We start from the raw sequence: 22,364 nt of genomic DNA, 5'->3' as shown, positions 1-22,364 counted from the left end.
AATATTTAAAATAAGGTGGAAAGCATAAACGTCCCTGTAATCCAAAGAATAAGGGAGAGAATACCTCCAATAATTAAAAAATGTTTGAATTTGTAAATACCCATACCGTAAATTAGGGTATTGGTCTGATAGCCCATAGGCGTGAAAAAACTAAAATTGGCGCCAAAGAGGACAGCGAGAATAAAGGGTTTAAGGGGCAGCATTAATCCCGCAGCTACTGCAATGGCAATAGGCGTCATGATGATGGCCGTTGCATTGTTGCTAACCACGCCACTCATGATCATAGTAAATAAAAAGATCAAACCGATGATCACCATATTGGAACGCCCACTTAAAAAGTCGAGAAGTTTGGCAGACAACCATGTATCTGCTCCTGTATTGTGCATAGCAATTCCCAGCGGAATCATTCCTGCCAATAAAAAAATGACTTGCCAATTGACGCGGTGGTATATATCATTAAGCTCGATACAGCGGGTTAATAATAGCAAGCTCACCCCCAGAAGTGCACTTATTAAAATACTAAGCACACCACTCGCGGCCAGTCCAATAACCAACAGAAGGATGGAAAAAGCAGTTCCTCTTTTTAGCGGGCTGCCTTCCAGTTTTGATTCGTGTTCCCGAAGTACCGCTACATTTTCTATTTGACTTAGAATATGGATATCGGGCTTTGGCACTTCTACTAATAAACGGTCTCCTGGTTTTATCCTGATTTTTTGAATATCCTTTCTAATAAGACGTTCCTTTGTGTTACGTATGTTCACCCGTTTCTTAACAGCTATGGGCGTCGCTTTTAAAAGAGTTTGCTGTCTGATTTGAGTAAGCGTTTTTCCAATAAGATTGGATCCCGGGAGAATAAGTAATTCGATAAGGGCATTGCCAAGGAATGCTTTTTTAGATTCTTTTTCATCGCCATCCGGTTCCGGAAGCTGATCATTTGGAACACGATCTTCATGTATGGTAAGCCCTTCGGCATCGTTTAAGCGAGTAAGGTTTTCCAGATCACACATTAGCAGTAACGCATCTCCTTCCTTTAGGGTTATATATTGTCCCGGGGCATTTGTGATCTGTCCGTCACGAGTAAGCTTCAGTAAGGAGACATCTTTATTGTTGAATAAGAACGTATTACCTATTTGTTTGTCGATCAGGGACGAATCTTTGTTGATCACGGCTGTAGTTACAAAATTCTGAAGGCCGTAGCGATCTTCTATAGAATCTTCGGAATCGTTTGGGAGCCATCTAGACGCGATGGTTACCACTATGATTCCTATGAGAAGAAAAACACTTCCGAAGAGGGTAAATTCAAAAAAACTGAAGCGTTCTGCACCCAGATTTTGTGAGACCGAATTAACAATCAAATTGGTCGAAGTACCCATTAAGGTACAGCTTCCGCCCATAATCCCCGCAAAAGATATGGGGAGCAAGAGTTTCGATTTTGAGATGTTGAAGCGCTTGGAGAGTTCGTCTATGATCTTGATAAAAACAATCACAACGGCCGTAGTGCTTATAAATGCCGAGATCCCTGCGGTAATGAACATAAAGATTGGAAGCAGGATGACCATGGGGAGTATGTGTAGGTTTTTAAGCATACGCGCCAGAGCAGAGATCACACCGGTATCTTCCATGCCAATGGCAATGATCATAAGAGATAGCACCGTAATGGTAGCAGTGTTGGAGAATCCGGCGATCGCCTCTTCCGGACTCACCAATCCAAAAAGCGCAAGGGATACTACAATAAAGATTGCGATCTTATCTACCGGAAAGACTTCAAGGGCAAATAAAAGTATGGTACTAAGAAGAATGGCAAAAACAAGTAGAATTTCCAGAGTCATAGGCCCGTATTGGTCAGTACCCTAAAGATACAAGTAGTGCCCAGACAAAACCATTAAGAAAAACTTAAAATATTGTCTAGGCACTTATTATCTTGGTTATTTTAGGGAAATACTATCCCAAAAACTTCTTTAAAATATGACTCTTCGATTGTTGACGCAAGCGTCGTATTGCTTTTTCGCGAATTTGTCTAACGCGTTCCCTGCTAAGATCGAATGTATCTCCAATCTCCTGCAGCGTCATGGCGGGTTGACCACTAAGACCAAAATTCAGTTTTACTACATCGCCTTCGCGTGGTGATAAGGTGTCGAGGGCGCGACTTATCTCAATCTGCAACGACTCATGGATTAGATCTTTATCCGGGTTGGGACTCTTCGAAGAACTTAACACATCATAGAGATTATTATCGTTCTCACCTTCTTGAAAAGGCGCATCCATCGATAAACTTCTGTTTGCGTTCTTCATGGATTGTTTCACACTGCTAATGGTCATGTCCAGCTCTTTAGCGATTTCTTCTGCAGAAGGTAATCTTTGGTGAATCTGTTCCAGATGGACAGATGCTTTTCTAATCTTATTGATATCACCAATCTTATTAAGCGGTAAACGAACAACTCGGGATTGCTCGGCGATCGCTTGAAGGATCGACTGGCGAATCCACCATACAGCGTACGAAATAAACTTGAATCCGCGTGTTTCATCAAAGCGCTTGGCCGCTTTTACCAAACCAACATTACCTTCATTGATAAGGTCCGGAAGGCTCAATCCCTGATTTTGATATTGTTTGGCAACAGAAATTACAAACCGCAAGTTCGCACGTGTTAGTTTGTCCAATGCTCTTTGGTCTCCTTCACGAATTCTTTGTGCCAACTCAACTTCTTCCTCAGCGGTTATCATATCGATCTTGCTCACATCCTGTAAATAGGTATTTAAGGATTTCGTCTCTCTGTTTGTAACCTGCTTCGTAATCTTGAGTTGTCTCATATATTTATCTGTTTAATTATTGATAACAAGGCATAATATCACTTAAAGTTAACAATTCCAAATTCTTAACATTATTTGTTAAAATAGCGTGCTGTTACGTACATTTTAGTATCTTAAATAAAAAAATGTCAATTCTTAAACCGTTCTTTCTTCTGCTTCTGTTGTGCAGTTCTAGGATGATCGCACAAATTCCAAAAGAAGTGCCGCATCCGGATACCAATTCGCCCGTTGATCTTACTAATCCGGCCGATGTGATTATTTATATTGTCATCCCGCTACTCTTTGTTGGGCTCTATTTTATTTGGCGACGCGGAAAAAACAGAAAATAGTTTCATAGTATTATATTTGGTGTAATTATTGCTATCATTGTTTCTGAAATTTATGTGGACCCAACGTATGAGACTATTTCTTTCCTTTATTTTTCTTTTCGCAGCTGTATTCGCCTCTGCTCAGATCGAGAATCCAACGGGAACAGTTCAATTTGAAGCTTCAGAAACGACACCAAATAACGATCCTTCCGGATTTGAGCTCCCGGCTGTAAAAACACCTAGTTTAAGCAACCCTGATACGCCTTCAAAATACGATTACCTGGGTGATACTAAAGAAGAAAAGCTCGATATTACCAAGGGAGACGGTCTATTAGAATATAAAACCGACACAGCTCCGAAATATTTCACCAAGGATAAAGCAGTCACCAACGAAGTAGGAGGGGACCAACATTTAGGGGATATTAAAACAAAATCAGGGATCGTAACTATAATGTATCGTGATCATGAATATGTAGATGGTGATAATATCCGAGTTTTCGTCAATGAAGATATTGTACAATCGAATGTTACGTTAGGAGGCAGTTTCGGCGGAATTAATATCACTTTGGATTCAGGTTTTAATCGAATCGACTTCTTAGCCCTGAATCAGGGAACGTCCGGACCGAACACAGCAGAACTTCATGTGTACGACGAAAATGGAAAATTGATCTCTGCAAAAGAATGGAACTTGCTCACCGGAGATAAAGCCACTATTGTCATTGTAAAGGAATAAACCTTGTCTTGGCAAAGTAGTTTAAAGTATATTTTTAGAATGTAAAGTTTACTTTACAAAATAATAACTATATTTGTCATATTGTTAACTTTACTTATACATTATGACCTTAAAAGATATATACGAATGGGACAAACGAAGTTTGGAACGCATCAAGAAGTTTCAGTTAGCCACAAAATACAAGAAGGTGGGAATTGGGCTGAGTTGCTTTGTTGTCCTAGTCATGGTCGCTCTAAGATTCACTGAAGCAGAACCCGCCTGGATAAAACCACTGCTCAACAACCTTATGTTACTTGGTCTTTTGATCGTTTCCGTTTCAAAAGAAAAAATTGAAGATGAATATATAGTCATGTTGCGATCGCAATCATATCGTGTGGCATTTCTGCTGGGCGTTGTATATGTTTTTGTACAACCTTATGTCACCTATGGTGTTTCGCTGTTAATAGAACCTGAAACGGCTCGTGTGGAGATGAGCTATTTTCAGGTGTTGACATTTATGCTTTTAATCCAGCTTATGCTCTTTCATGTGCTCCTAAAGAAATGTCACGCATGAAAAATACACTTAAGGTAGAACGCGCCATTCTTGATCTTACACAAGATGAACTGGCCCAAAGAATTGGGGTCTCGCGCCAAACCATTAATTCGATTGAAACCAACAGATATGTACCTTCTACGGTTCTTTCATTAAAATTATCGGCTGTCTTCGGAAAATCGGTAAACGCTATATTCTCACTCGAAGAAGGAGATTGATATATTCTTTTTCTTCCATGCGATCGTTCATGGTTCCTATATTTATTTTTTTTATGTCTGAAGGGTCTCTCGTACGTTTCAAGATTTAAGAAGTATCTTTACTGAAAATATTTTTTATGGGATTGACCAACAATGATATCATGAAGAAATTGCGTGTGGCTCACAAATTACGGGATGAGGATATCGTTCACATTTGTAGTTTGGTAGATTTTGCAGTTTCAAAAAGCGAACTGGGTGCGATCTTCAGAAACCCGAATCATCCTAAATATATGGAATGCGGGGACCAGTTCCTACGGAACTTTTTAAACGGACTCGTAATCCATTTGCGAGGCCCCATGCCACCTAAACAGCCTTCAGAAAAAAAACCAAAAAAAAGCTGAAAGAATCCTAAAGGATCCGTTCAGCTTACTTCTGGTCGGTCGGTCTGCTTTTTAAAGTACACTCGGCTTCATACGTATCCAGTTAGGATCTTCGATTGAAGTGGGTTCGTTCACATTGGCGTGAAGAACGAACGGGCGTAATTTTGTTCTAATTGTTTTGATGCGATGCATCGTGCGGCGTGATTTCATTTTATTCGATTTTCTGATTGATGGGACAGGTAGCTGCCTATCTAAAACGACGCTTGTTGTTCCAAACATACGCCTTGGAAGTACTTATTCTTTCTGTTAATTGATTGCTGTCTAAGGTTCTCATAATTTTAAGTTTTAAATGGTTTATACTATATAGACGACAGGGCTTTAAATTTGTTACAGTACTATGCATTACAAAGTAATGATTTAACAAAAATTTAAGATTTGAACAAAAAAAATCCCTGAGATCATCAGGGATATAGTCTTCTTATGTGCTATGCGCTTTAGAAACCTTCGGGCAGGGGAGCGGTCCCGGTTTCGGCATTTCCCATATCAATTGTAACAGCGTCCAATGTTTTTGATATAAATCCTTTTCTGTATATAATCAAATTCAAATACATGTCGATAGGTGTGGCGGCGAATGCAGACCCTATACGAGTATGAAACTCTGAATTGTTCACAAAGGCACGTAAGAACCAAGTTTGTGTCACAGGATTTGCGTACGCGTAGATTTGATATCCTTCAATATTGTCGTTAGCGATCGTACTGTGGGTCATGATGTCTGTGTCACTGCTAACCGTTTCTAAAAAATAATATCCCTGTACGGTCACGATATAATCTTCAGTGGAAATCTTGGTATCGTAGTCTTGCAACCCGTCCTTTGATAGATTTCTAAAAACAAACTCGGCATAATTAATAGGGCCGTATTTACTCTGAGAAATATCATACTGCACAATATTATCTGAAGGAGACAAGATCAAAAGTTTTGAGCCGCGTATTTCTGTAAAATCTCCGGGATTCTCCAGATACAGACTGCCTTCGGTTTTAACGTCCCCCACCACATCGAGGGTCGTAGTGGGGTTGATGGTGTTGACACCCACTTGTGCAACTATTGCAAGGTTGCTTAGGCCCAATAACAATAAAAATATAGCTTGTTTCATAATTAATACAGGTTAGGAACCGATGAAGCGATGCCGGTATTGCTGCCGCCAAGGTCGGTTACAATAGGGGTCAAGTTTCGGTAATAGGATTTGTCGTATATTATTAAGGTCACATGATAATTCACGGTATCTCCGGGTGATAGGTCCAGCGTTCTGTTGCGGATCTCTAGATGCCAGCTACCGCCACTGGTAAAGGTACGCACCACAAAATTTCCAATGGATTTTGTTGTGCCACCTGGTACTTTCTTAATGGCATCTCCTTCGTACCTAAAATTAGCGACCCCTACCACATACTTACTATCGTCAAACTGAAGATCGAGGTCGGTAAGATTGTCGAGCGATATATTGGTAAAAGAGTAGTTCACTACATTTACCGGAGCAACGTTTAATGTATTTACATCGAGAACAGTGATCTGTCCAACGGGTGTGGTATTTGTGGTTCTGGTGATAAGTTTAAAGTCTTCATCGGCAGAAGAAACGGTCCCAAGGGAACCTACCTTAAAGGTATCTTGTATCAAGGCATCTCCAACCACATGAAGATCGGCTTCGGGTGTGGTGGTTCCAATACCCACTTGACTCATGACAAGCGGCGTTGCGAATAGCAAACAAAGGGTTTTTAAAGTTTTCATAGGGAGTAGGTTTACTGAATAATTGGGGTTACGGCACTTCCGGTAGTCCCATCGCCCATGGGAATATTCACAGTGCCAAATTGTTTTGAAAGATCTTTCGAAAAAATTAGGGTCTTTATGGTCCAAGTTCCAATGGCATTCACATCGAGATTGGCTACCATGGGGTAATCTGCAATAATATGCCAAGTACCATTTTTAATAAAAGTTGCGGTATAAGGTAAGCTTGCGTTATCAATAGCGTTGGCAGAGGTACTAATCACCAATTCTTCATCAAAATAAGCCGAGATGGTAATTAATACAAATTCTGAAGCATCAATACCCGTGTCAAAATCCCGTACCCAGTCCAAGTTGGGATTGGTGATCACATATTCTTGAATATATCCCAGGGCAGCTCCGGTAGGATTACTTACATCCAGAGATTTTAAGCTGTCATCTGTATCTTGAATGAGAAAGGTAGATGCCTGTCCCTCCTTAAGAGGATCCATGGCTACATCAATAGAACCGGAGATTTGAACATCTCCATTTACTTCCAGCATTTTTCGGGGTGTGGAAGTATTAATTCCTACTTGAGAAAGTACGGGGGCACTTATGCATAGGATCCATGCGAAAAGCAAAATGCTCTGTAGGTAACTTTGTTTCATAATCAATCAATTTGGGACTACAAAGATAGACCCTTGACACGTAACTTGTTGTTAAAGAATATTTTGCGAGATGTTTTACAACGAGTATTAAATGCATTTCATCGAAAAAATAAAGAAACATTGATTTTTGTGTAGGAAAAAGTAAGAAAGAGGCAAGAAAATGGACTACAAAATAGATAGGCTCCTGAAGCTTATTTAATTCACGATTTAGAAGGGGATATTCCCGGGTGGATATACGTTTCGTTTTGGATATTATGAATCTTCATCTTCGTCATCTTCATCTTCATCGTCCTTATAGATGAGCGGATGCTCGTCTTCCTCGAGGCCAACTACCCGAATAATGCTGGTAACCGCATTGTAAAGCATGAGCACCACACTTATTAAGGCACCACTCAATAAGGCAGAAACTCCCAGGGAAATATAGTAAATGGTAACAAACCAGTTGTTGGGTACATTATCTGCTTCCGAAAAAGGTATGTTCAGCACCTGAAAGGTTACCAAAGCAACAATAAATACAGCGGTATCTATACGTGCAATACGCAACACATGTTTGTAATGCGCTTTTTTCAATTTCGATTTGGATCCCGAACTAATACTTAATAGAGTGAGTAATAACGCCAAGATGGTCGCAGAAGCCAATGCGATCGTGTTGCATAGGGTGTTGATCCCGGGTAGGGAAGAGGCCAATAGGTCTCTCGCTTCATAACCGCTTAGATTACCAAGGAGAAATGCTCCTGTACCTGTGACAATGGTAGCAAAGATACCGCCAAATAAAGCACGCTTGTTGTATGTGGTCAATCTCATATAAATGTGGTATGATGGTTCTCTCAAAGATACACAATTCTCTCACGAAGAGGAAAAAGGGAATTGCCCTGTAATTTGGTCAATCGTTGCGTATTAGCGTATTCTTAACTTTTTTTCCAACACAATATCTGTATATTTGCAGCGTTAACCTACACCATCATTTTACTAAAATAGTACCGAATATAATATTGCACATGAAATCAGCCCCTAAAACAAAGAAGTACAGTCTAAAAAGACTACATACTTATTACAGTTATACAGGATTTTATCGTTTTGTGGGAGCGAGCCTAAAAAAAGCTTTACTACCCATTGGCGGTTTTATTCTTTTGATCGTTCTGTTAGATCAGTTTGTAATCGATTTCAGTGATTTCTTCACACATGTTACCAATACCTATGCACCCGTGGGTATCTTGTCGGTGTTTTTTGCTTCAGAATCTCTTCTTGGGCTTATTCCGCCGGAGATATTCATAGCGTGGTCCGATAAGACAGCCTCACCAATGGTGTATCTTAGTCTCTTGGCTATTCTTTCGTATCTGGGTGGTATCGTTTCCTATTTTATAGGAAAATTGATCCTTCGTATTCCTTCGGTATATAATTACGTGGAGGTGAAAATGGCAAAACATTTACGTAATGTACGTAAATGGGGAGGCTTCCTAATTATAGTTGGTGCTTTGCTTCCCATACCTTATTCTATGACCAGTATGGCCGCCGGGACGATAAACTACCGATTTAGAAATTACCTGCTGTTTGGTACCTTACGCTTTGTGCGATTTTATCTTTTTGCTATCGCAATATTCAGCTTGGTATAACGGGCTTATTCCCGGGTTTCGAACGTCGCTTCCACCAGTTTAAAAGGGAACGCATTCTTCGTTTTTTCCATTTCTGCTTCGGAAAGTGTTCCGGATTCTTTCTGAAAGGTTCTCAGGGCATACATGCTTCGTAACTCACTATAGGCGGCCGTGATCTCATCCTGTACCGCAATGAATACCGAATAAGGTGCTTTTCGATGTGTTGTTAGAGATAAAACGGCTTCTTTTGGATTGTCGGAAGAAGCGTTACTTCCTTTTCCGAAGCAATACAAACAACTCCCATCCCCATTGTTCTGCACGAACTCTTTAATGTGATGTTGAAGATCGCTTAGGGGCATAATCTCCCTATTGACAAGTAGATCACCTTCAGCACCTACCACAATGCGAAACACGTTTCTTTCAATGTGTTCGGTGGTACAATCTGCTCCCACGGGACACGGCTCCGGAAGCCCACGAACAATACCCTTATCGTTAGAAAGCGTAGTTGTGACCAAAAAGAAAATAAGTAATAGAAAAGCAATGTCTGCTGTACTGCCTGCATTGATCGCAGGTGTTTTGTTTGAAGATCTCATAATACGTTCAATTAGTGTTGATTAGAGAAACTTCAAAAAAGATGCCACACCTGCGCTAGCTATTCATTCACGTGCTCCATGAGCTGCTCGTAGGTCTCAACGTTTATGTATAGTTTATTGTCCAGACTTACTACCGGATTGGTCATTGCGTCCAACGTGGTTGAAGCTCCCACAAAGGCCTTACTTAATTGAGCCTCCATTTCCGGCACTTCGCTCAACACGAGTTTTCTATATTCGTATACACTGGCATCGAGACCACTTACAATGGCATCGCACGTAGTACACTGATCTGTGATATAAATGGTAATGTGTTTCTTTGGAGCGATCTTTATAAGTTCATGCTCGGGTTTCAGCACCCGTACCGACAAACTATCGTTCGCTTCAATGGTGTAGGTGTATTTGGGAGTTTCACCTCTTTCAATAATCAAGCTCTTCACATTTACTTTAGACGTGGCAGGAACACGAACCAGACGAGGCTTTCCTTTAGGCTGCCGAAAACCGGTGCCCTCCACGGTTAGCAACACATCGTAATCTTTGAGATTCTCATTGATGGCATATAGAAATAGGCGGTTTCCTTTTTGTTCTTCCAAGATGGTTATTGGTTTCTCCTGAGAGAAGGAGTTCATAAAAGCTAAAAGAAATAAGACTAGAGGAGTAATTTTATACATAAGATCTAATTTTTTCGAAAGGTATAAAAAAGTTTAAACTTTCACATTTTTAGTTGCACACCATCAAACGATCACAAATTACTGTAACAGAATTATAATTATTACTTAAATTGAAACAGGAAACGGTACATTCTTTGTAATTTAACAGTATCTAACAATAAAAATTGATACTATGACAATTCTAAAAGTTTCTATTGCGCTTTTTTCAATGGTCTTTTTGCTTAATTGCAACACTACAAAAAATACCGGGAATGCTATGACTTCAGATACCTCTAACAGCACAACATCTAACTCCGGCAACGATATGAGCGGTGAAAATAACGAAGCGAGTATGATGGAATCCGGATACAGTAAGGGTGTTATTGTCTATTCCGATAAAGAAGGTGATTGTCCTTATACCATTCAGGTGGTGGGTAGTGATGCCATGTTCGATCCTGTGAATCTAAGTGAGAATTTCAAAAAAGCCGGAGAGAAGATCTGGTTTACGTATTCACCATTGCGCATGATGAACCGATGCGACAAAGCAAACCCTGTAAACGTAGATGATATTAAAACACGATAGGCCTTCTATTGTATATTTAAAAAAAAAGTTGCTTGCAGTTTGGTTGCAAGCAACTTTTTTTAGTTGTTGAAAATTGTCCTTATTAATTATTGTTTGATGACCTTAAGTTGTCCGTTGCCCTTATCCGAACTTAAGGTGATAACGTACAATCCATTGGCCAAGCGGTCTTCCAGCTCAAAACCCAATTCGTTCACCCCTTTTTGCAATTGAACCGCTCTTTCGGTGATCAATTGCGAATTGATGTCGTAGATACGTAATGTCGCCGCAGCAGGTCGGTGTGTTTCGATACGTACATTGAAATATTTCTGAATTGGATTGGGGTAAGCGGTAAGCCGGATATCTTTTACCTCAGGAAACGAAAATAGTTCTACGGCTAATGTCCCGCGTGGAACTGCGATAAAGACATTTTCCTGTAAGGTCTCTATATCGGTGTTCCGAAGAATGATCTCCGAAAGGGTCGTGTTTTTCAATGCCGTGATCTCATCACTGCTAAAGGCGGGATCGTTCTCATAATAGAACCGATCTCCATCACGTAAAAACTCGAATTGCATCTTTAGAAGGGTAGACATACCTTCGCCTATAATACTATTAGGAAGGTGATCCTCGCTCATAAACCCGATCCACGGATCCACTTTGCTTATGTCTCCATAAACCGTTTGTAATACCGAACTTAGGTTTGGATCAGAAGTTAGGCTGTTAAAATCAGCATGAGGGGTAAGCAGGATGTCTTGGCGTATGGTGTTGTAATCCGGCAAGCCTCGCTCACGGGCACGAGCAATATTAATGGATAGTAGGTCAAGTCCGCCCGCACCCGGAGGTCCGAAAAGAAAATTTCGAATATCATCCATGATCATCGGATCGACCTTTTGATGTTTCTGTGCCGCAAGACCGCGAAAGAACGGTGCGATACCGCCTTCGTCCTTGAGGATCAACGGATTAAAAAATGCATTTCTAAGATCTACAGCTCCAAACGACCAATCGTTCCCAGCTTCGTCGTATCGAACAATGCGTCCGTTCACCATGGTATGCCCAAAGCGATAGCCTGCTGCCGAAAAAACATTCATAATGGTTGGGTCGACCGTGGGATCATAACCTGTGTAGGGCGCCAAGGTAACACCCATAATAGGTAAGAACTCTTCGTAGGTGACCACTTCAATCAGCGCGCCTACTATCTTTCTGGCTCTTTGGAACAGTTGTTCGTCGGTCCAGCTAGGATGCTGCACTTTCAATTCGTCACATAAACGGTTGTGCTCCAACACCCATAAGGTGTGAAATGCCATAAGTCCGGGTTGTTCATTGATTCGAACATCACCGCCTACAAAGAATTTTTCCGGCAGTGGAAACCCGTCCAGTACCATGAAGGGTGCCGTTGGGTCGATCTCACTGCCGTACTCCCCGTCAACTGTATTCCATGGAAGTAAGTTTCCTGCCGAGGTCTTTAACTTCCCGTCGATGTGGGTACGCAACCAGTTTGCTCTGTTCTCGTCACTTCCATACACACCAGATCCGTCTATAAAGCTGGTGATCTCATTAACATGTTTACGCGGATTTCCGGCATTGGTCCCCGTAGCAGGATCGCTCAAGGAGCGGAACATTCTAATAGTGACGGTGCCCGTACAGAAGGGATCAAACAAAGCATCGCATTCAGGGACGGGGATATCATGAGCTTCAGAGAAATTATCGTCGTTCAGATTTACATCGTGGTCTATAAATTGACCCCAACCCCAAACAAAATCACTTAAGTCCAGTTCATTGGCCATAAATTCAGACTGGCTTCCTAAGGCATTGCTCACCACCCGCGGGTTTTCTCTATCCAAGCCGCCCGGTTCACTAATAAGATCTGTGTACCCGTTGGTCGTGTAATTTCTAAAGTTTTTCTTCGCTACACCCCAATCTGGGTTGGCAGCATTATTTCCGGTTCCGTCAAAACTGCGATTCTCTTGCGCAAGACCTTCAAGGCCTATAAGCAAGAGGCTAAGGAGTAATAGTCTTTTCATAATTGGCATAATTCTTTGTTAGTTCCCCAAATGTACAAGGAAATCTTCAATTGGAGAAACACCCCATTGCTTTTGGAGATGTTGTGACTTGAGGGTTGTCCCTTCGGAATGTATTTCAGTTAAAAGAAACTTTAACAAGGAACATTATTTTTTCAGAAACCTTCATGGAAAACCTATAAAAGGGAGTATTTTTGCACTCCCGAAACCAAGGAAGGCATGTCAGAAGAGATTATAGGATTACAAGAACGAAAGACCGACAAAGAGCTGTATAGCTACCAGCAAGGAGCTATTAGTAAGATCTTCGAAAAATTCGAATCGGCCCCGGACGATTATCACCTGCTGTACCAATTGCCCACAGGAGGCGGGAAGACCGTTATCTTTTCTGAAATGGTCCGGCAATACCTTAAGCACCACAACAAGAAGGTGCTCGTGATGACTCACCGTATCGAGTTATGCAAACAAACCTCCGAAATGCTTACCAGTTTTGGTGTTGTTAACAAAGTAGTGAACAGCAGCGCCAACTTAGAAGACCAAGGCAAATACAGTTGTTTTGTCGCGATGGTGGAAACCCTCAACAACCGTCTTAACGAAGATAAACTCGACATCTCCGATATTGGACTCGTAATTATCGATGAGGCCCATTACAATTCCTTTACCAAACTCTTTAAGTTTTTCGACAAGTGCTTTATTCTGGGCGTCACCGCCACGCCTTTAAGTTCTAACCGGAGTTTGCCCATGAACGACAATTACGACGAGCTCATTGCAGGTGAATCCATTGAGAATTTAATTGAGAACGAATTTCTGGCCAGAGCCGAAATCATTCAGTACAATATGTCGCTCACGTCACTGGAAGTAGGTTCCAATGGTGATTATACCGTAAAATCTTCAGAAGATCTCTATGCGACTAATTCTATGTTAGATACCCTTTTGGAGGCGTATAGAACCCATTCCGAAGGAAAGAAAACACTTATCTTCAATAACGGGATCAACACTTCGGTACAAGTGTACTACACCTTCAAGGCGGCAGGGTTACCCATCGCACACCTCGATAATACGGCTTCCAAGAAACAACGTAGGAAGATACTACAGTGGTTTCGGGAGACACCCAATGCCATATTAACGTCGGTGAGTATTCTTACTACCGGTTTTGATGAACCTACCATTGAGAGTATTATCCTGAACAGAGCGACCAAGTCTCTTACCTTATATTATCAAATGATTGGACGCGGATCAAGGATCCTGAACAACAAATCGACATTTACAGTAATTGATCTGGGTAATAACTGTTATCGCTTTGGACCCTGGGGTGCAAATCTGGATTGGCAAGCAATTTTCAGGTCACCCGATTATTACATGGACCGGTTGCTGGACGATTTTGAACTGGAAAGCAATTTTCGATATGAAATGCCGGAAGCTGTCCGAGAACAGTTCTCAAAATCCAAAGAGGTGTATTTCGATATCAAGGAAACGTATACCGATGCTATTACCAAAGGAGAATCCTCCAAAGTGGTTTTAGAGCGTTCTATTGAGCACCATGCCTATATCTGCACCGAGAACAGCGAGGATGTGTATGACGCTCTCAATTTGGCCAAATTACTTGGAGATGATATCGATCACCGAATTGAGAAATATGCGCAATGCATCAGCAAGAGCACACACAACTTTATAAGCTGGTTAAAGGACGATTACAGGTTGAAACTACGATCGTACCTTCGTGAGCATTTCGACGCTATTTTTGAATCGATACATGGTCATCCGCCGGAAGACTAATGTTTTATTTTAGTTGAATGGCCCCAATGCCTGCACTCCATAGTTCTTGATTATAGGCAGGGATGGAAGTTCTCAACAATGTATTTCCACGAGCCTTTAAGTTTTTCCATTGAGCGTCCAGCTCGGCTTTCCTTTCTTTTGAAGGTGTATTCACACTGGGCAAACTGCTCTCGGTGTGGTTGATCAAAAAGAGGTATTCGGCTGTGAATTTATTAGGGAAATTCTCCACATCATCGTAGGCTTGTGATTTTCGTTGTATCATTTCCTCATCCCACGCCTTCAATTGCTGCAGTAAGGCGGTTCCGGAAGCAATCAAGGACCTATGTTCATTTGTTTCTTTAAGAAGTGAAACAATACCCGAGACCTGATCTTGAGCATCTTTTAAGGTGTTCACCATGTGATGCATTTCGGTAAGGTTCGCTTCCATCTCTGTCATAAAGCGGTCGTACTCTTCATACTGCCCGGACGGCAAGCTAAACGCAGGATTGGGTAAGATAACGGCTTCCGTGGATGCTTTCGCTCCTTGATGCATTAATGTGATCTGGTAGGTTCCCGGCGGCACCACATGTCCCCGGAATCCGGCCTCGATATAGGTATTGGGTATACCCGGCATAATAGGATGCCGCATGTCCCATACAAAACGATTTAATCCTTCATTTTTTGAAAGGACGGGAGCAGGAGGCGGGCCTCCGCCATCGTTAGGGACATACTTTTTGTCTTTTTCTGAAGATACTGTGCGTATCACTTCGCCTTTCGCATTCTTTATTTCCATACGAATTGGGATCGAGTCATGTATCTTCGGAAGGGTGTAGTACAGCACAACTCCGTTGGCAGGATTTACGCCTTCAAAGGGATCGGTGCCATCGAAAGCGGCGGCATTTCCGCTCAGCGGACTGTACCATGAGCCATTGACGGCAGGCTCCGGCGTGAAGATATGTAGCCCTTCTTTCTTTTTCTTGTATTGTGCGATCACGGCGAGGTCGTCCAGGATCCAAAAGGAACGACCGGAGGTTGCTACCAACAGGTCACCCTTATGCACCTTAAGATCGGTAATGGGAGTTATAGGCAAATTGAGTTGAAAAGGTTCCCACTGTACGCCTCCGTTCCAGGAGATATATACCCCTGTTTCGGTACCGGCATAAAGAATGTCTTTATCTGAAGGATCCTCTCGGACCACTCTCGTAAATGCTCCGTAGGGAATACCCTTGCTAATATTCTGCCACGTTTTTCCGTAGTCGCTGGTTTTATAGAGCGCCGGGGTATAATCGTTGAATTTATACCGTGTCGTTGCAATGTACGCCGTTCCCGGCGAGGCATGCGAAATATCGATAGCGTTAATGAGGGTTTCCTGTAACCCTTTGGGAGTGACATTCTCCCAGGTCTTGCCGTTGTTTCTGGTGATATGGACGAGACCATCATCACTTCCGGTCCAGAAAACACCTTTTTCATGTGGCGATTCAATTAAATAACTAATGGTGCCGTAATTCTCTGCACCTACGGCTTCATTGGTATACGGTCCGCCTCCGTTTCCTTGCTTCTCATCCTGATCTCTGGTAAGGTCAGGAGAGAACTCTTCCCAGTTCTTGCCCATGTCTGTTGTCTTCAATACCAGTTGTGCGGCGTGATAGAAAGTTCCCGGTTCATGCTGAGACCGGATAATGGGAGCATTCCAGTTGTAGAGGTATTTCATGTTCCTTGCTTCCCTTCCCAGATATTGGATGGGGGCTGCCATGATATTCGTACTTGCCTTGGATTCCATATCCAGTACTTCAATCGTGCCTAAATAACTTCCTCCAAGTACATATTTCGGTTGGTCGGGGTCAAAAGCCAGGAAAGCACTTTCACCTCCCGCAGCATAGGTCCAATCTTGCGCAGTAATGCTACCACGCCCTAAGCTAAGGCTAGGGATCCTAACCGATGTGTTGTCCTGCTGACCTCCATAAAGGTTATACGGGTACAGGTTGTCCGCACTGATGCGATAGATCTGAGCCGTTGGCATATTGTCTTGAGTCGACCAGCTTTTTCCGTAATTAAAAGAAACGGCTGCGCCTCCGTCGTTTGCGATCACCATATTCTTAGAATTCTTTGGGTTGATCCAAAGATCATGATAGTCACCATGGGTTCCTGTGATCTCTTCCCAGGTGGTCCCGCCGTCAATAGAGCGAAGGGCAGGAGCACTAAGCACATAGACTACATTTTCATTATTGGGATCTGCAAATACTTCGGTGTAGTACCAGGCACGTTGGGTCAACCGATTGTCGCCGCTTACCTTCGACCAGCTTTTTCCGGCATTGTTCGAAACAAATAGGCCGCTTAAATCTTTTTCAGTGTCGCTTTCTATAAGCGCATAGACCTTTTCAGAATTGGACCTGCATACAGCGATCGCCATCTTCCCTTTTTCTTCAGGGAGTCCCTCATGGATCTTATACCAACTGGTACCTCCGTCTTCCGATTTATAAAGGCCGCTGCCTTCACCACCGCTGAGCACCATCCACGGCATGCGCTGGTGATGCCACATGGCGGTATAGAGCACATTGGGATCGTTCATGTCCATGGACAATTCGGTGCTGCCCGTCATCTCGTTGACGAACAATACTTGTTCCCAGGTCGTTCCCCCATCGGTGGAACGATAGACCCCACGCTCTTTGGTTGGACCGTGAAGTGCACCCTGTGCAGCAACATATACGATATCGGGATTTGTAGGATGGATCACGATACGAGCGATCTGCTGGGTCTTTTCCAAACCGAGTTTTTTCCATGTCTTTCCCGCATCGGTCGATTTGTATACACCATCGCCGTAGGAGGTCATCACGCCACGAACGGCATGTTCTCCCATACCACAATAGACTATATTCGGATTTGATTCGGAAACGGCAACCGCACCTACTGAACCGGTCTTAAAAAACCCATCGGAAATATTTGTCCACCGCTGCCCGGCATCCTCGGTTTTCCACAGTCCGCCCCCGGTTGTTCCCATATAGTAGGTGAGAGGATCGCCCACAACACCGCTGGCGGTCACAGAGCGGCCTCCCCGAAAGGGACCAATGTTCCTGTATGTTAAAGGTTCAAAAAAATGGTTGGCTTCTTGTGCTATGCCAACTGCTGTAAAGAGTATAAGTAAAAGTGAAGTGGTTAGTTGTTTCATATAGTTGAGTGTTCAAGGTCTTTCTCAAAGATAGATGAAAAAGATCAACCTTCAAACACACTTAAAACAGTTCAAAGACATATCCCAATAGCCAATACAAAATAATGAATACCACTATGGTCCCAATGCAGCCACATCTTCCGCCTCCTATCTTTTTGGCTCCCCAGGCAGCTGCCAGAATACGCAATAATTTTTTCATAACTCAAGTTCTTTGTTTAAAAGTACAGCATTTTGACGGTGCGTGAAGCAACGCTAACAGTTTTATAACAAATTAATTTTTACGGAATGGCATGTTTTATTTCCTGCATTTGTTTTAGCTTCGTAGCACGCTTATGAAGACTAACGATCCTTATGCAGCCCTTCGTTTTAGGGAGTTCAATATCTTTCTTTTGGTACGTTTTGCCATGGTGTTCGCATGGTCTATGCAGTTTGTTGTCATTGAGTGGGAGGTGTATAGTTTAACCAAAGATCCTCTTTCCTTGGGGATCATTGGGTTGATGGAGGTAATACCCGCCGTGGGACTGGCCCTTTTTGCCGGCCATGTTGTGGATCAAAAGGAGAAACGTGGATTGCTGCTATGGTGTATTTTAGGCTTCTCGGTTATCAGTCTGGGTCTGTTCTTGATCACGTGGCCTGAAGTAGTAGGTGATCTTAGTACCCAAAGAGTGCTTTATGTTATCTATGCTCTGGTATTTCTTGGGGGTGTGGTACGTGCGTTTATAGGTCCCACGATCTTCTCGCTGTTCTCCTTGTTGGTTCCGAAGAAAATATATCCCAATGCCGCGACCTGGAGCAGTTCTGTATGGCAGATGGGGACCGTTGTAGGTCCCGCGATCGCCGGACTTTCCATCCATTGGATCGGGGTGCACTGGTCTATGTGCTTTGTATTTTTCTGCTCATTGGTGGCTGTGATCGCGCTTATATCCATTCCGAAGAAACCTATATTAAATCCGAAGCTGGGAGAACCGGTACTGAAAAGCTTAAAGGAAGGTGTGAAATTCGTGCTTTCCACCAAGATCATCCTGGGTGCTATCACCCTCGATATGATCGCAGTGCTCTTTGGAGGTGCCGTGGCATTATTACCCATCTTTGCGCAAGATATCTTGAAGGTAGGTCCCGAAGGTTTCGGAGTGCTGCGTGCGGCGCCTGCCGTGGGTGCGTTGCTCATCATGTTCACCTCGGCCTATTTTCCATTGAACAAGAACGCCGGTTTGAAGTTGTTGGGGGCCATCTTCGGATTTGGGGTATGTATCATCGTCTTCGGATTGTCCACCTGGTTCTGGATATCGGTCATAGCGCTCTTCCTTAGTGGCGTCACCGATGGTATTTCAATGATCATACGGCAAACCATCTTACAACTGCGAACCCCCGACCATATGCGCGGCAGGGTGGCTTCGGTAAATTCGATGTTCGTGGGGTCTTCTAATGAACTGGGAGCTTTTGAAAGCGGACTAACGGCCAAGTGGATGGGAACGGTGACGGCCGTAGTGTTTGGAGGAAGTATGACCCTGATCACTGTGCTCTTCACGGGTGCGATCTCACCTGCCTTTAGGAAGTTGGATCTACGGAAAGATATTGAGGCGTATGAACGGGATGAGCCAAACACATAACTATTCAGAAAAAATAGATCTAATAACGAAAAGACAGTAAAAAGGAATACGTACTATTGTATTCGCATTCCAAACGAACATTATGCCCAAATCTGCCAATCTTACGCTGGTCATCCTTGCTTTCTTTTCCATCTATGTGATCTGGGGCTCTACATATTTGCTCAACAAAATAGCCGTAGCAGAGCTTGCACCGTTCATGTTGGCCTCCATTCGATTTATATCGGCGGGGCTGCTGATCTTCGGGATCTGTAAGGTCATGGGAATTTCCATTGCCATTTCAAAGCGTCAACTTATCAATACCGCCGTAGCGGGCTTTCTGTTCCTTACTTTCGGTAACGGTCTCGTGGTATGGGCATTACGGTATGTAGACAGTGGCTTTGCCGCTCTTGAAATATCGGCTCAACCCCTTGTTATCCTTATCCTGATGCGGGTCTTACAAGGGAAGAAGATCAAAGCGATGTCTGTTATTGGCATTATTTTAGGCGTTATTGGTGTCTATTTGTTGGTTAGTCAGAAGCAAGTGCTGCATCAGGAAAACAGTGTCACGGGCATGGTGATGATCTTTCTGTGTATGGTAAGCTGGGCGTATGGCAGTCTATTTGTCGGCAAGGCCGACCTTCCCTCCAATTATTTTGTGAATACAGGATACCAGATGTTGACTGGCGGATTGATGCTTCTTCTCGCAAGCTTATTGATGGGGGAGACGTGGAGTCTGCCTGCGGCATGGAGTGCATCGGTGCAATGGTCTATGGTCTTGTTGATCGTCTTCGGAAGTATTGTTGCCTTTACATCCTTCAATTATTTACTGAAAGTCGTTTCTCCCGAAAAAGTAGCGACCTCCACCTATGTCAATCCCATTATAGCACTCTTATTGGGGTGGTATTTTTTAGACGAACAGATAACACTGCAATCGGTCGTGGCGGCGGTGATCCTGCTTACCGGGGTCTATTTTATCAATACTTCGAAGAAACTGGCGGGCTACGAGCGCTTCGCTACGCGATCCAAGCACAAACCTTGACCGGTGTGGCGTTGCGGCTTTCAGAACCTCTTCAGAAAAAGTGAAAAACAGGCTGTAACAAATTATAAATAGTTGCGTCTACTACAAATAAAACTCTTTATGAAACATTTACTGGTATGTGGCCTTGCGCTGAGCCTTCTCGCCTGCGGCCCTTCTAAAACAGGAAACGATCTTGCAGTACAAACTCCAATAAAAACAGCCCTTGACCTTACCAAAGTGGTGGATGACAAGGTGCCTGTGACCATCGATCCGGGACGCTTTACACAAGAAACAGTAACCTACAGACTACCTAAAGTCGTGCAGGGGACGTATGCGATTAGCGACTTCGGTTATTTTGTGGACGATTTCACTGCCTACGATTATAGTGGAAATGTGTTGCCAAGCACAAAGGTCGATACCAACACCTGGACGATCACCAATGCCACACAGCTAGACAAGATCACTTATTACGTGAACGATACGTTTGATGTTGAAGGAGAAGGGAAATCTCCTTTTTCACCTTCAGGGACCAACATTGAGCCCGACAATTACGTATTGAATCTACATGGTTTTATCGGGTATTTCGATGCCTTGAAGAACAATCAGTATCAACTGGATGTGACCGCTCCGTCCGATTTTGAGCGGACATCGGCGCTTCAGAATACAGGAGAGACCACCAATGCAGACGGGACGATGACCACCAGTTATTTCGCACCGCGGTACTTCGATATTACCGACAACCCTATGATGTACGGGAATCTTTCCGTAGAGAAATTCATGGTAGGCGGCATTGAGATCGTACTAAGTGTCTACTCGCCCAATAAAGTACATTCGGCCACCAGCCTCAAGCCTGTGATGTATAAAATGATGGAAGCGCAAAAAGCCTATTTAGGGGATATCGACAGCACACCGCGTTATGATATCTATCTTTATCTTTCGGATGGAAGTGATGATGCCCCTTCGGGATTTGGTGCTCTGGAACATCACACCTCCACGGTAGTCGTAATGCCTGAAGGCATGCCTGTGGACATCCTGGAAAACGGAATGGTAGATGTGGTAGCGCATGAGTTCTTCCATATTGTAACACCGCTTTCAGTACATTCTGAAGATGTGCATTACTTCGATTACAACGATCCTACCTTCTCAAAGCACTTGTGGATGTATGAAGGTGTCACCGAATATTTTGCACAGCATTTTCAGATCTATGAAGGTCTTATTGAAGCCAACGATTTCTACGGCATCGTTATGGAGAAGATCCAAACCTCTTTGGGGCTCGATGACAGCATGAGCTTTACGGAAATGAGCGAAAATGTGATTGATGAGCCATACGCTTCGAATTACTACAATGTGTATCAGAAGGGTGCATTGATAGGTATGTGCATCGATATCCTGATGCGGGAAGAAAGCAATGGCACCCGAAGCATGCTTTCACTTATGAAGGAACTTTCACAGAAATACGGAAAGAACAAACCTTTTGAAGATGATACTATTATTGCAGAGATCACCGAGATGACATATCCCAGTGTAGGTGCATTTCTTAAAACGCATGTGGAAGGAACCACACCGATCGACTATAACACCTTCTTCGAAAAAGTAGGATTACAGATGGTCGAAGGACGTGTAGAAGGGAATTTTATCATGAACGGGAATGTACCCATGGTAAGCGGAAGCCCCGATAAAGGGATCTTCTTTACCAATCTGGCGACACAGAACAGTTTCTGGGCTGAGCAAGGAGTACAGGCCGGAGATGTGATTAAAAGTGTGAATGGGACCGAGGTTACCCTGCAGAACGCCAACACCATCTTCCAGGAGGTGTACGGATGGGAAGTAGGAAAAGAGATCTCTGTTATTCTGGAACGAGACGGATCGCCTGTGGTGATCGAAACCGTGACCACACAACCGTATGTCACCGGACAGAAACTGGAAGAAAATCCTGCTGCCACAGCACAACAGATCGCTTTACGCAAAGCGTGGTTGAAGGGATAGGTTTCTGAGAAGCTAGATAATAGATGTTAAATAAAAACCTCAAAGATGTAAAACGCATCTTTGAG

Annotated in this window: 23 protein-coding genes; 11 read left to right on the top strand and 12 right to left on the bottom strand. The window is 43.1% G+C overall.

Translation table 11 applies throughout. From position 1 onward, the window contains the following. Window positions 1–5: 5 nt before the first annotated feature. Both JS40_RS03220 and JS40_RS03215 read right to left on the bottom strand, forming a co-directional pair. Entirely contained in the window at window positions 6–1,829 is a 1,824-nt protein-coding gene (locus JS40_RS03220) for an SLC13 family permease (protein ID WP_034258323.1), read from the bottom strand. A gap of 112 nt (window positions 1,830–1,941) precedes the next feature. Next, on the bottom strand, window positions 1,942–2,808 hold the full coding sequence (locus tag JS40_RS03215) for a sigma-70 family RNA polymerase sigma factor (RefSeq protein ID WP_034258320.1): 867 nt from the start codon (window positions 2,806–2,808) through the stop codon (window positions 1,942–1,944). Window positions 2,809–2,933: 125 nt separating this feature from the next. On the opposite strand from JS40_RS03215, the gene JS40_RS15335 reads away from it, so the two are divergent. The 5 genes from JS40_RS15335 to JS40_RS03195 all read left to right on the top strand — a co-directional run bounded on the left by JS40_RS15335 (window position 2,934) and on the right by JS40_RS03195 (window position 4,979). Then, window positions 2,934–3,137, top strand: coding sequence for an adenylosuccinate synthetase (locus JS40_RS15335; protein WP_233273938.1), 204 nt, complete (start codon window positions 2,934–2,936; stop codon window positions 3,135–3,137). Window positions 3,138–3,204: 67 nt separating this feature from the next. Then, window positions 3,205–3,849, top strand: a complete 645-nt coding sequence (locus tag JS40_RS03210) for a hypothetical protein (protein ID WP_034262004.1) — start codon at window positions 3,205–3,207, stop codon at window positions 3,847–3,849. Window positions 3,850–3,952: 103 nt separating this feature from the next. After that, on the top strand, window positions 3,953–4,402 hold the full coding sequence (locus tag JS40_RS03205) for a hypothetical protein (protein ID WP_034258318.1): 450 nt from the start codon (window positions 3,953–3,955) through the stop codon (window positions 4,400–4,402). Next, window positions 4,399–4,599: a helix-turn-helix transcriptional regulator gene (locus tag JS40_RS03200; protein WP_034258315.1), complete on the top strand. Its 201-nt coding sequence runs from the start codon at window positions 4,399–4,401 to the stop codon at window positions 4,597–4,599. The genes JS40_RS03205 and JS40_RS03200 overlap by 4 nt, the downstream gene beginning before the upstream one ends. Before the next feature lie 116 nt (window positions 4,600–4,715). Then, window positions 4,716–4,979, top strand: coding sequence for a DUF1456 family protein (locus JS40_RS03195; protein WP_034258312.1), 264 nt, complete (start codon window positions 4,716–4,718; stop codon window positions 4,977–4,979). 51 nt (window positions 4,980–5,030) lie between these two features. Here the strand turns inward: JS40_RS03195 and JS40_RS15445 are convergent, their stop codons facing one another. From JS40_RS15445 to JS40_RS03175, 5 genes are all read right to left on the bottom strand, one after another. Continuing rightward, complete coding sequence (locus JS40_RS15445; RefSeq protein ID WP_160172949.1) at window positions 5,031–5,168, bottom strand: hypothetical protein; 138 nt, start codon at window positions 5,166–5,168, stop codon at window positions 5,031–5,033. 284 nt (window positions 5,169–5,452) lie between these two features. Next, on the bottom strand, window positions 5,453–6,109 hold the full coding sequence (locus tag JS40_RS03190; RefSeq protein ID WP_034258309.1) for a hypothetical protein: 657 nt from the start codon (window positions 6,107–6,109) through the stop codon (window positions 5,453–5,455). A 2-nt stretch (window positions 6,110–6,111) separates the two neighbouring features. Continuing rightward, a complete protein-coding gene (locus JS40_RS03185) occupies window positions 6,112–6,738 on the bottom strand; it encodes a hypothetical protein (protein WP_152558124.1) in 627 nt (208 codons plus the stop codon). Window positions 6,739–6,749: 11 nt separating this feature from the next. Next, window positions 6,750–7,379: a hypothetical protein gene (locus JS40_RS03180; RefSeq protein ID WP_034258304.1), complete on the bottom strand. Its 630-nt coding sequence runs from the start codon at window positions 7,377–7,379 to the stop codon at window positions 6,750–6,752. A gap of 252 nt (window positions 7,380–7,631) precedes the next feature. Beyond that, the gene (locus JS40_RS03175) at window positions 7,632–8,183 is read right to left on the bottom strand and encodes a hypothetical protein (RefSeq protein WP_034258301.1); all 552 of its coding nucleotides are present in this window, start codon (window positions 8,181–8,183) and stop codon (window positions 7,632–7,634) included. A gap of 194 nt (window positions 8,184–8,377) precedes the next feature. Here JS40_RS03175 and JS40_RS03170 point away from each other — a divergent pair, with 194 nt between their 5' ends. Next, complete coding sequence (locus JS40_RS03170) at window positions 8,378–8,992, top strand: YqaA family protein (protein WP_034258299.1); 615 nt, start codon at window positions 8,378–8,380, stop codon at window positions 8,990–8,992. Window positions 8,993–8,997: 5 nt separating this feature from the next. Here the strand turns inward: JS40_RS03170 and JS40_RS03165 are convergent, their stop codons facing one another. Both JS40_RS03165 and JS40_RS03160 read right to left on the bottom strand, forming a co-directional pair. Next, entirely contained in the window at window positions 8,998–9,564 is a 567-nt protein-coding gene (locus JS40_RS03165) for an ExbD/TolR family protein (RefSeq protein ID WP_034258297.1), read from the bottom strand. Window positions 9,565–9,623: 59 nt separating this feature from the next. Continuing rightward, window positions 9,624–10,232, bottom strand: a complete 609-nt coding sequence (locus JS40_RS03160) for a hypothetical protein (RefSeq protein WP_152558123.1) — start codon at window positions 10,230–10,232, stop codon at window positions 9,624–9,626. A 172-nt stretch (window positions 10,233–10,404) separates the two neighbouring features. Here JS40_RS03160 and JS40_RS03155 point away from each other — a divergent pair, with 172 nt between their 5' ends. Further along, on the top strand, window positions 10,405–10,794 hold the full coding sequence (locus tag JS40_RS03155) for a hypothetical protein (protein ID WP_034258293.1): 390 nt from the start codon (window positions 10,405–10,407) through the stop codon (window positions 10,792–10,794). An 86-nt stretch (window positions 10,795–10,880) separates the two neighbouring features. On the opposite strand, the gene JS40_RS03150 is transcribed toward JS40_RS03155, so the two are convergent. Further along, window positions 10,881–12,791: a peroxidase family protein gene (locus JS40_RS03150; protein ID WP_051957479.1), complete on the bottom strand. Its 1,911-nt coding sequence runs from the start codon at window positions 12,789–12,791 to the stop codon at window positions 10,881–10,883. A 216-nt stretch (window positions 12,792–13,007) separates the two neighbouring features. Between JS40_RS03150 and JS40_RS03145 the strand changes: the two genes are divergently transcribed. Next, window positions 13,008–14,561, top strand: a complete 1,554-nt coding sequence (locus JS40_RS03145; RefSeq protein WP_034258291.1) for a DEAD/DEAH box helicase — start codon at window positions 13,008–13,010, stop codon at window positions 14,559–14,561. Window positions 14,562–14,565: 4 nt separating this feature from the next. Here JS40_RS03145 and JS40_RS03140 read toward each other — a convergent pair whose 3' ends face one another. Both JS40_RS03140 and JS40_RS15505 read right to left on the bottom strand, forming a co-directional pair. Beyond that, window positions 14,566–17,706, bottom strand: coding sequence for a WD40/YVTN/BNR-like repeat-containing protein (locus JS40_RS03140; RefSeq protein ID WP_034258288.1), 3,141 nt, complete (start codon window positions 17,704–17,706; stop codon window positions 14,566–14,568). A gap of 61 nt (window positions 17,707–17,767) precedes the next feature. Further along, on the bottom strand, window positions 17,768–17,905 hold the full coding sequence (locus tag JS40_RS15505; protein WP_034258285.1) for a hypothetical protein: 138 nt from the start codon (window positions 17,903–17,905) through the stop codon (window positions 17,768–17,770). A gap of 133 nt (window positions 17,906–18,038) precedes the next feature. Between JS40_RS15505 and JS40_RS03130 the strand changes: the two genes are divergently transcribed. The 3 genes from JS40_RS03130 (at window position 18,039) to JS40_RS03120 (ending at window position 22,299) form a co-directional block, all read left to right on the top strand. Further along, window positions 18,039–19,316, top strand: coding sequence for an MFS transporter (locus JS40_RS03130; RefSeq protein WP_034258281.1), 1,278 nt, complete (start codon window positions 18,039–18,041; stop codon window positions 19,314–19,316). 82 nt (window positions 19,317–19,398) lie between these two features. Further along, window positions 19,399–20,334: an EamA family transporter gene (locus JS40_RS03125; RefSeq protein WP_034258276.1), complete on the top strand. Its 936-nt coding sequence runs from the start codon at window positions 19,399–19,401 to the stop codon at window positions 20,332–20,334. 99 nt (window positions 20,335–20,433) lie between these two features. Beyond that, window positions 20,434–22,299, top strand: a complete 1,866-nt coding sequence (locus tag JS40_RS03120; RefSeq protein WP_034258273.1) for a M61 family metallopeptidase — start codon at window positions 20,434–20,436, stop codon at window positions 22,297–22,299. Window positions 22,300–22,364 lie beyond the last annotated feature (65 nt).

The organism is Altibacter lentus, from assembly GCF_000746845.1.
In the GTDB taxonomy this organism is placed as follows: Bacteria; Bacteroidota; Bacteroidia; order Flavobacteriales; family Flavobacteriaceae; genus Altibacter; species Altibacter lentus.
This window is presented reverse-complemented; position numbering and strand designations above follow the sequence as displayed.

Bases quoted from the DNA above. Each gene is read 5' to 3' on its own strand.
- JS40_RS03220 (WP_034258323.1), bottom strand. From the start codon at position 1,829: ATGACTCTGGAAATTCTACTTGTTTTTGCCATTCTTCTTAGTACCATA.
- JS40_RS03215 (WP_034258320.1), bottom strand. From the start codon at position 2,808: ATGAGACAACTCAAGATTACGAAGCAGGTTACAAACAGAGAGACGAAA.
- JS40_RS15335 (WP_233273938.1), top strand. From the start codon at position 2,934: ATGTCAATTCTTAAACCGTTCTTTCTTCTGCTTCTGTTGTGCAGTTCT.
- JS40_RS03210 (WP_034262004.1), top strand. From the start codon at position 3,205: ATGAGACTATTTCTTTCCTTTATTTTTCTTTTCGCAGCTGTATTCGCC.
- JS40_RS03205 (WP_034258318.1), top strand. From the start codon at position 3,953: ATGACCTTAAAAGATATATACGAATGGGACAAACGAAGTTTGGAACGC.
- JS40_RS03200 (WP_034258315.1), top strand. From the start codon at position 4,399: ATGAAAAATACACTTAAGGTAGAACGCGCCATTCTTGATCTTACACAA.
- JS40_RS03195 (WP_034258312.1), top strand. From the start codon at position 4,716: ATGGGATTGACCAACAATGATATCATGAAGAAATTGCGTGTGGCTCAC.
- JS40_RS15445 (WP_160172949.1), bottom strand. From the start codon at position 5,168: ATGAAATCACGCCGCACGATGCATCGCATCAAAACAATTAGAACAAAA.
- JS40_RS03190 (WP_034258309.1), bottom strand. From the start codon at position 6,109: ATGAAACAAGCTATATTTTTATTGTTATTGGGCCTAAGCAACCTTGCA.
- JS40_RS03185 (WP_152558124.1), bottom strand. From the start codon at position 6,738: ATGAAAACTTTAAAAACCCTTTGTTTGCTATTCGCAACGCCGCTTGTC.
- JS40_RS03180 (WP_034258304.1), bottom strand. From the start codon at position 7,379: ATGAAACAAAGTTACCTACAGAGCATTTTGCTTTTCGCATGGATCCTA.
- JS40_RS03175 (WP_034258301.1), bottom strand. From the start codon at position 8,183: ATGAGATTGACCACATACAACAAGCGTGCTTTATTTGGCGGTATCTTT.
- JS40_RS03170 (WP_034258299.1), top strand. From the start codon at position 8,378: ATGAAATCAGCCCCTAAAACAAAGAAGTACAGTCTAAAAAGACTACAT.
- JS40_RS03165 (WP_034258297.1), bottom strand. From the start codon at position 9,564: ATGAGATCTTCAAACAAAACACCTGCGATCAATGCAGGCAGTACAGCA.
- JS40_RS03160 (WP_152558123.1), bottom strand. From the start codon at position 10,232: ATGTATAAAATTACTCCTCTAGTCTTATTTCTTTTAGCTTTTATGAAC.
- JS40_RS03155 (WP_034258293.1), top strand. From the start codon at position 10,405: ATGACAATTCTAAAAGTTTCTATTGCGCTTTTTTCAATGGTCTTTTTG.
- JS40_RS03150 (WP_051957479.1), bottom strand. From the start codon at position 12,791: ATGAAAAGACTATTACTCCTTAGCCTCTTGCTTATAGGCCTTGAAGGT.
- JS40_RS03145 (WP_034258291.1), top strand. From the start codon at position 13,008: ATGTCAGAAGAGATTATAGGATTACAAGAACGAAAGACCGACAAAGAG.
- JS40_RS03140 (WP_034258288.1), bottom strand. From the start codon at position 17,706: ATGAAACAACTAACCACTTCACTTTTACTTATACTCTTTACAGCAGTT.
- JS40_RS15505 (WP_034258285.1), bottom strand. From the start codon at position 17,905: ATGAAAAAATTATTGCGTATTCTGGCAGCTGCCTGGGGAGCCAAAAAG.
- JS40_RS03130 (WP_034258281.1), top strand. From the start codon at position 18,039: ATGAAGACTAACGATCCTTATGCAGCCCTTCGTTTTAGGGAGTTCAAT.
- JS40_RS03125 (WP_034258276.1), top strand. From the start codon at position 19,399: ATGCCCAAATCTGCCAATCTTACGCTGGTCATCCTTGCTTTCTTTTCC.
- JS40_RS03120 (WP_034258273.1), top strand. From the start codon at position 20,434: ATGAAACATTTACTGGTATGTGGCCTTGCGCTGAGCCTTCTCGCCTGC.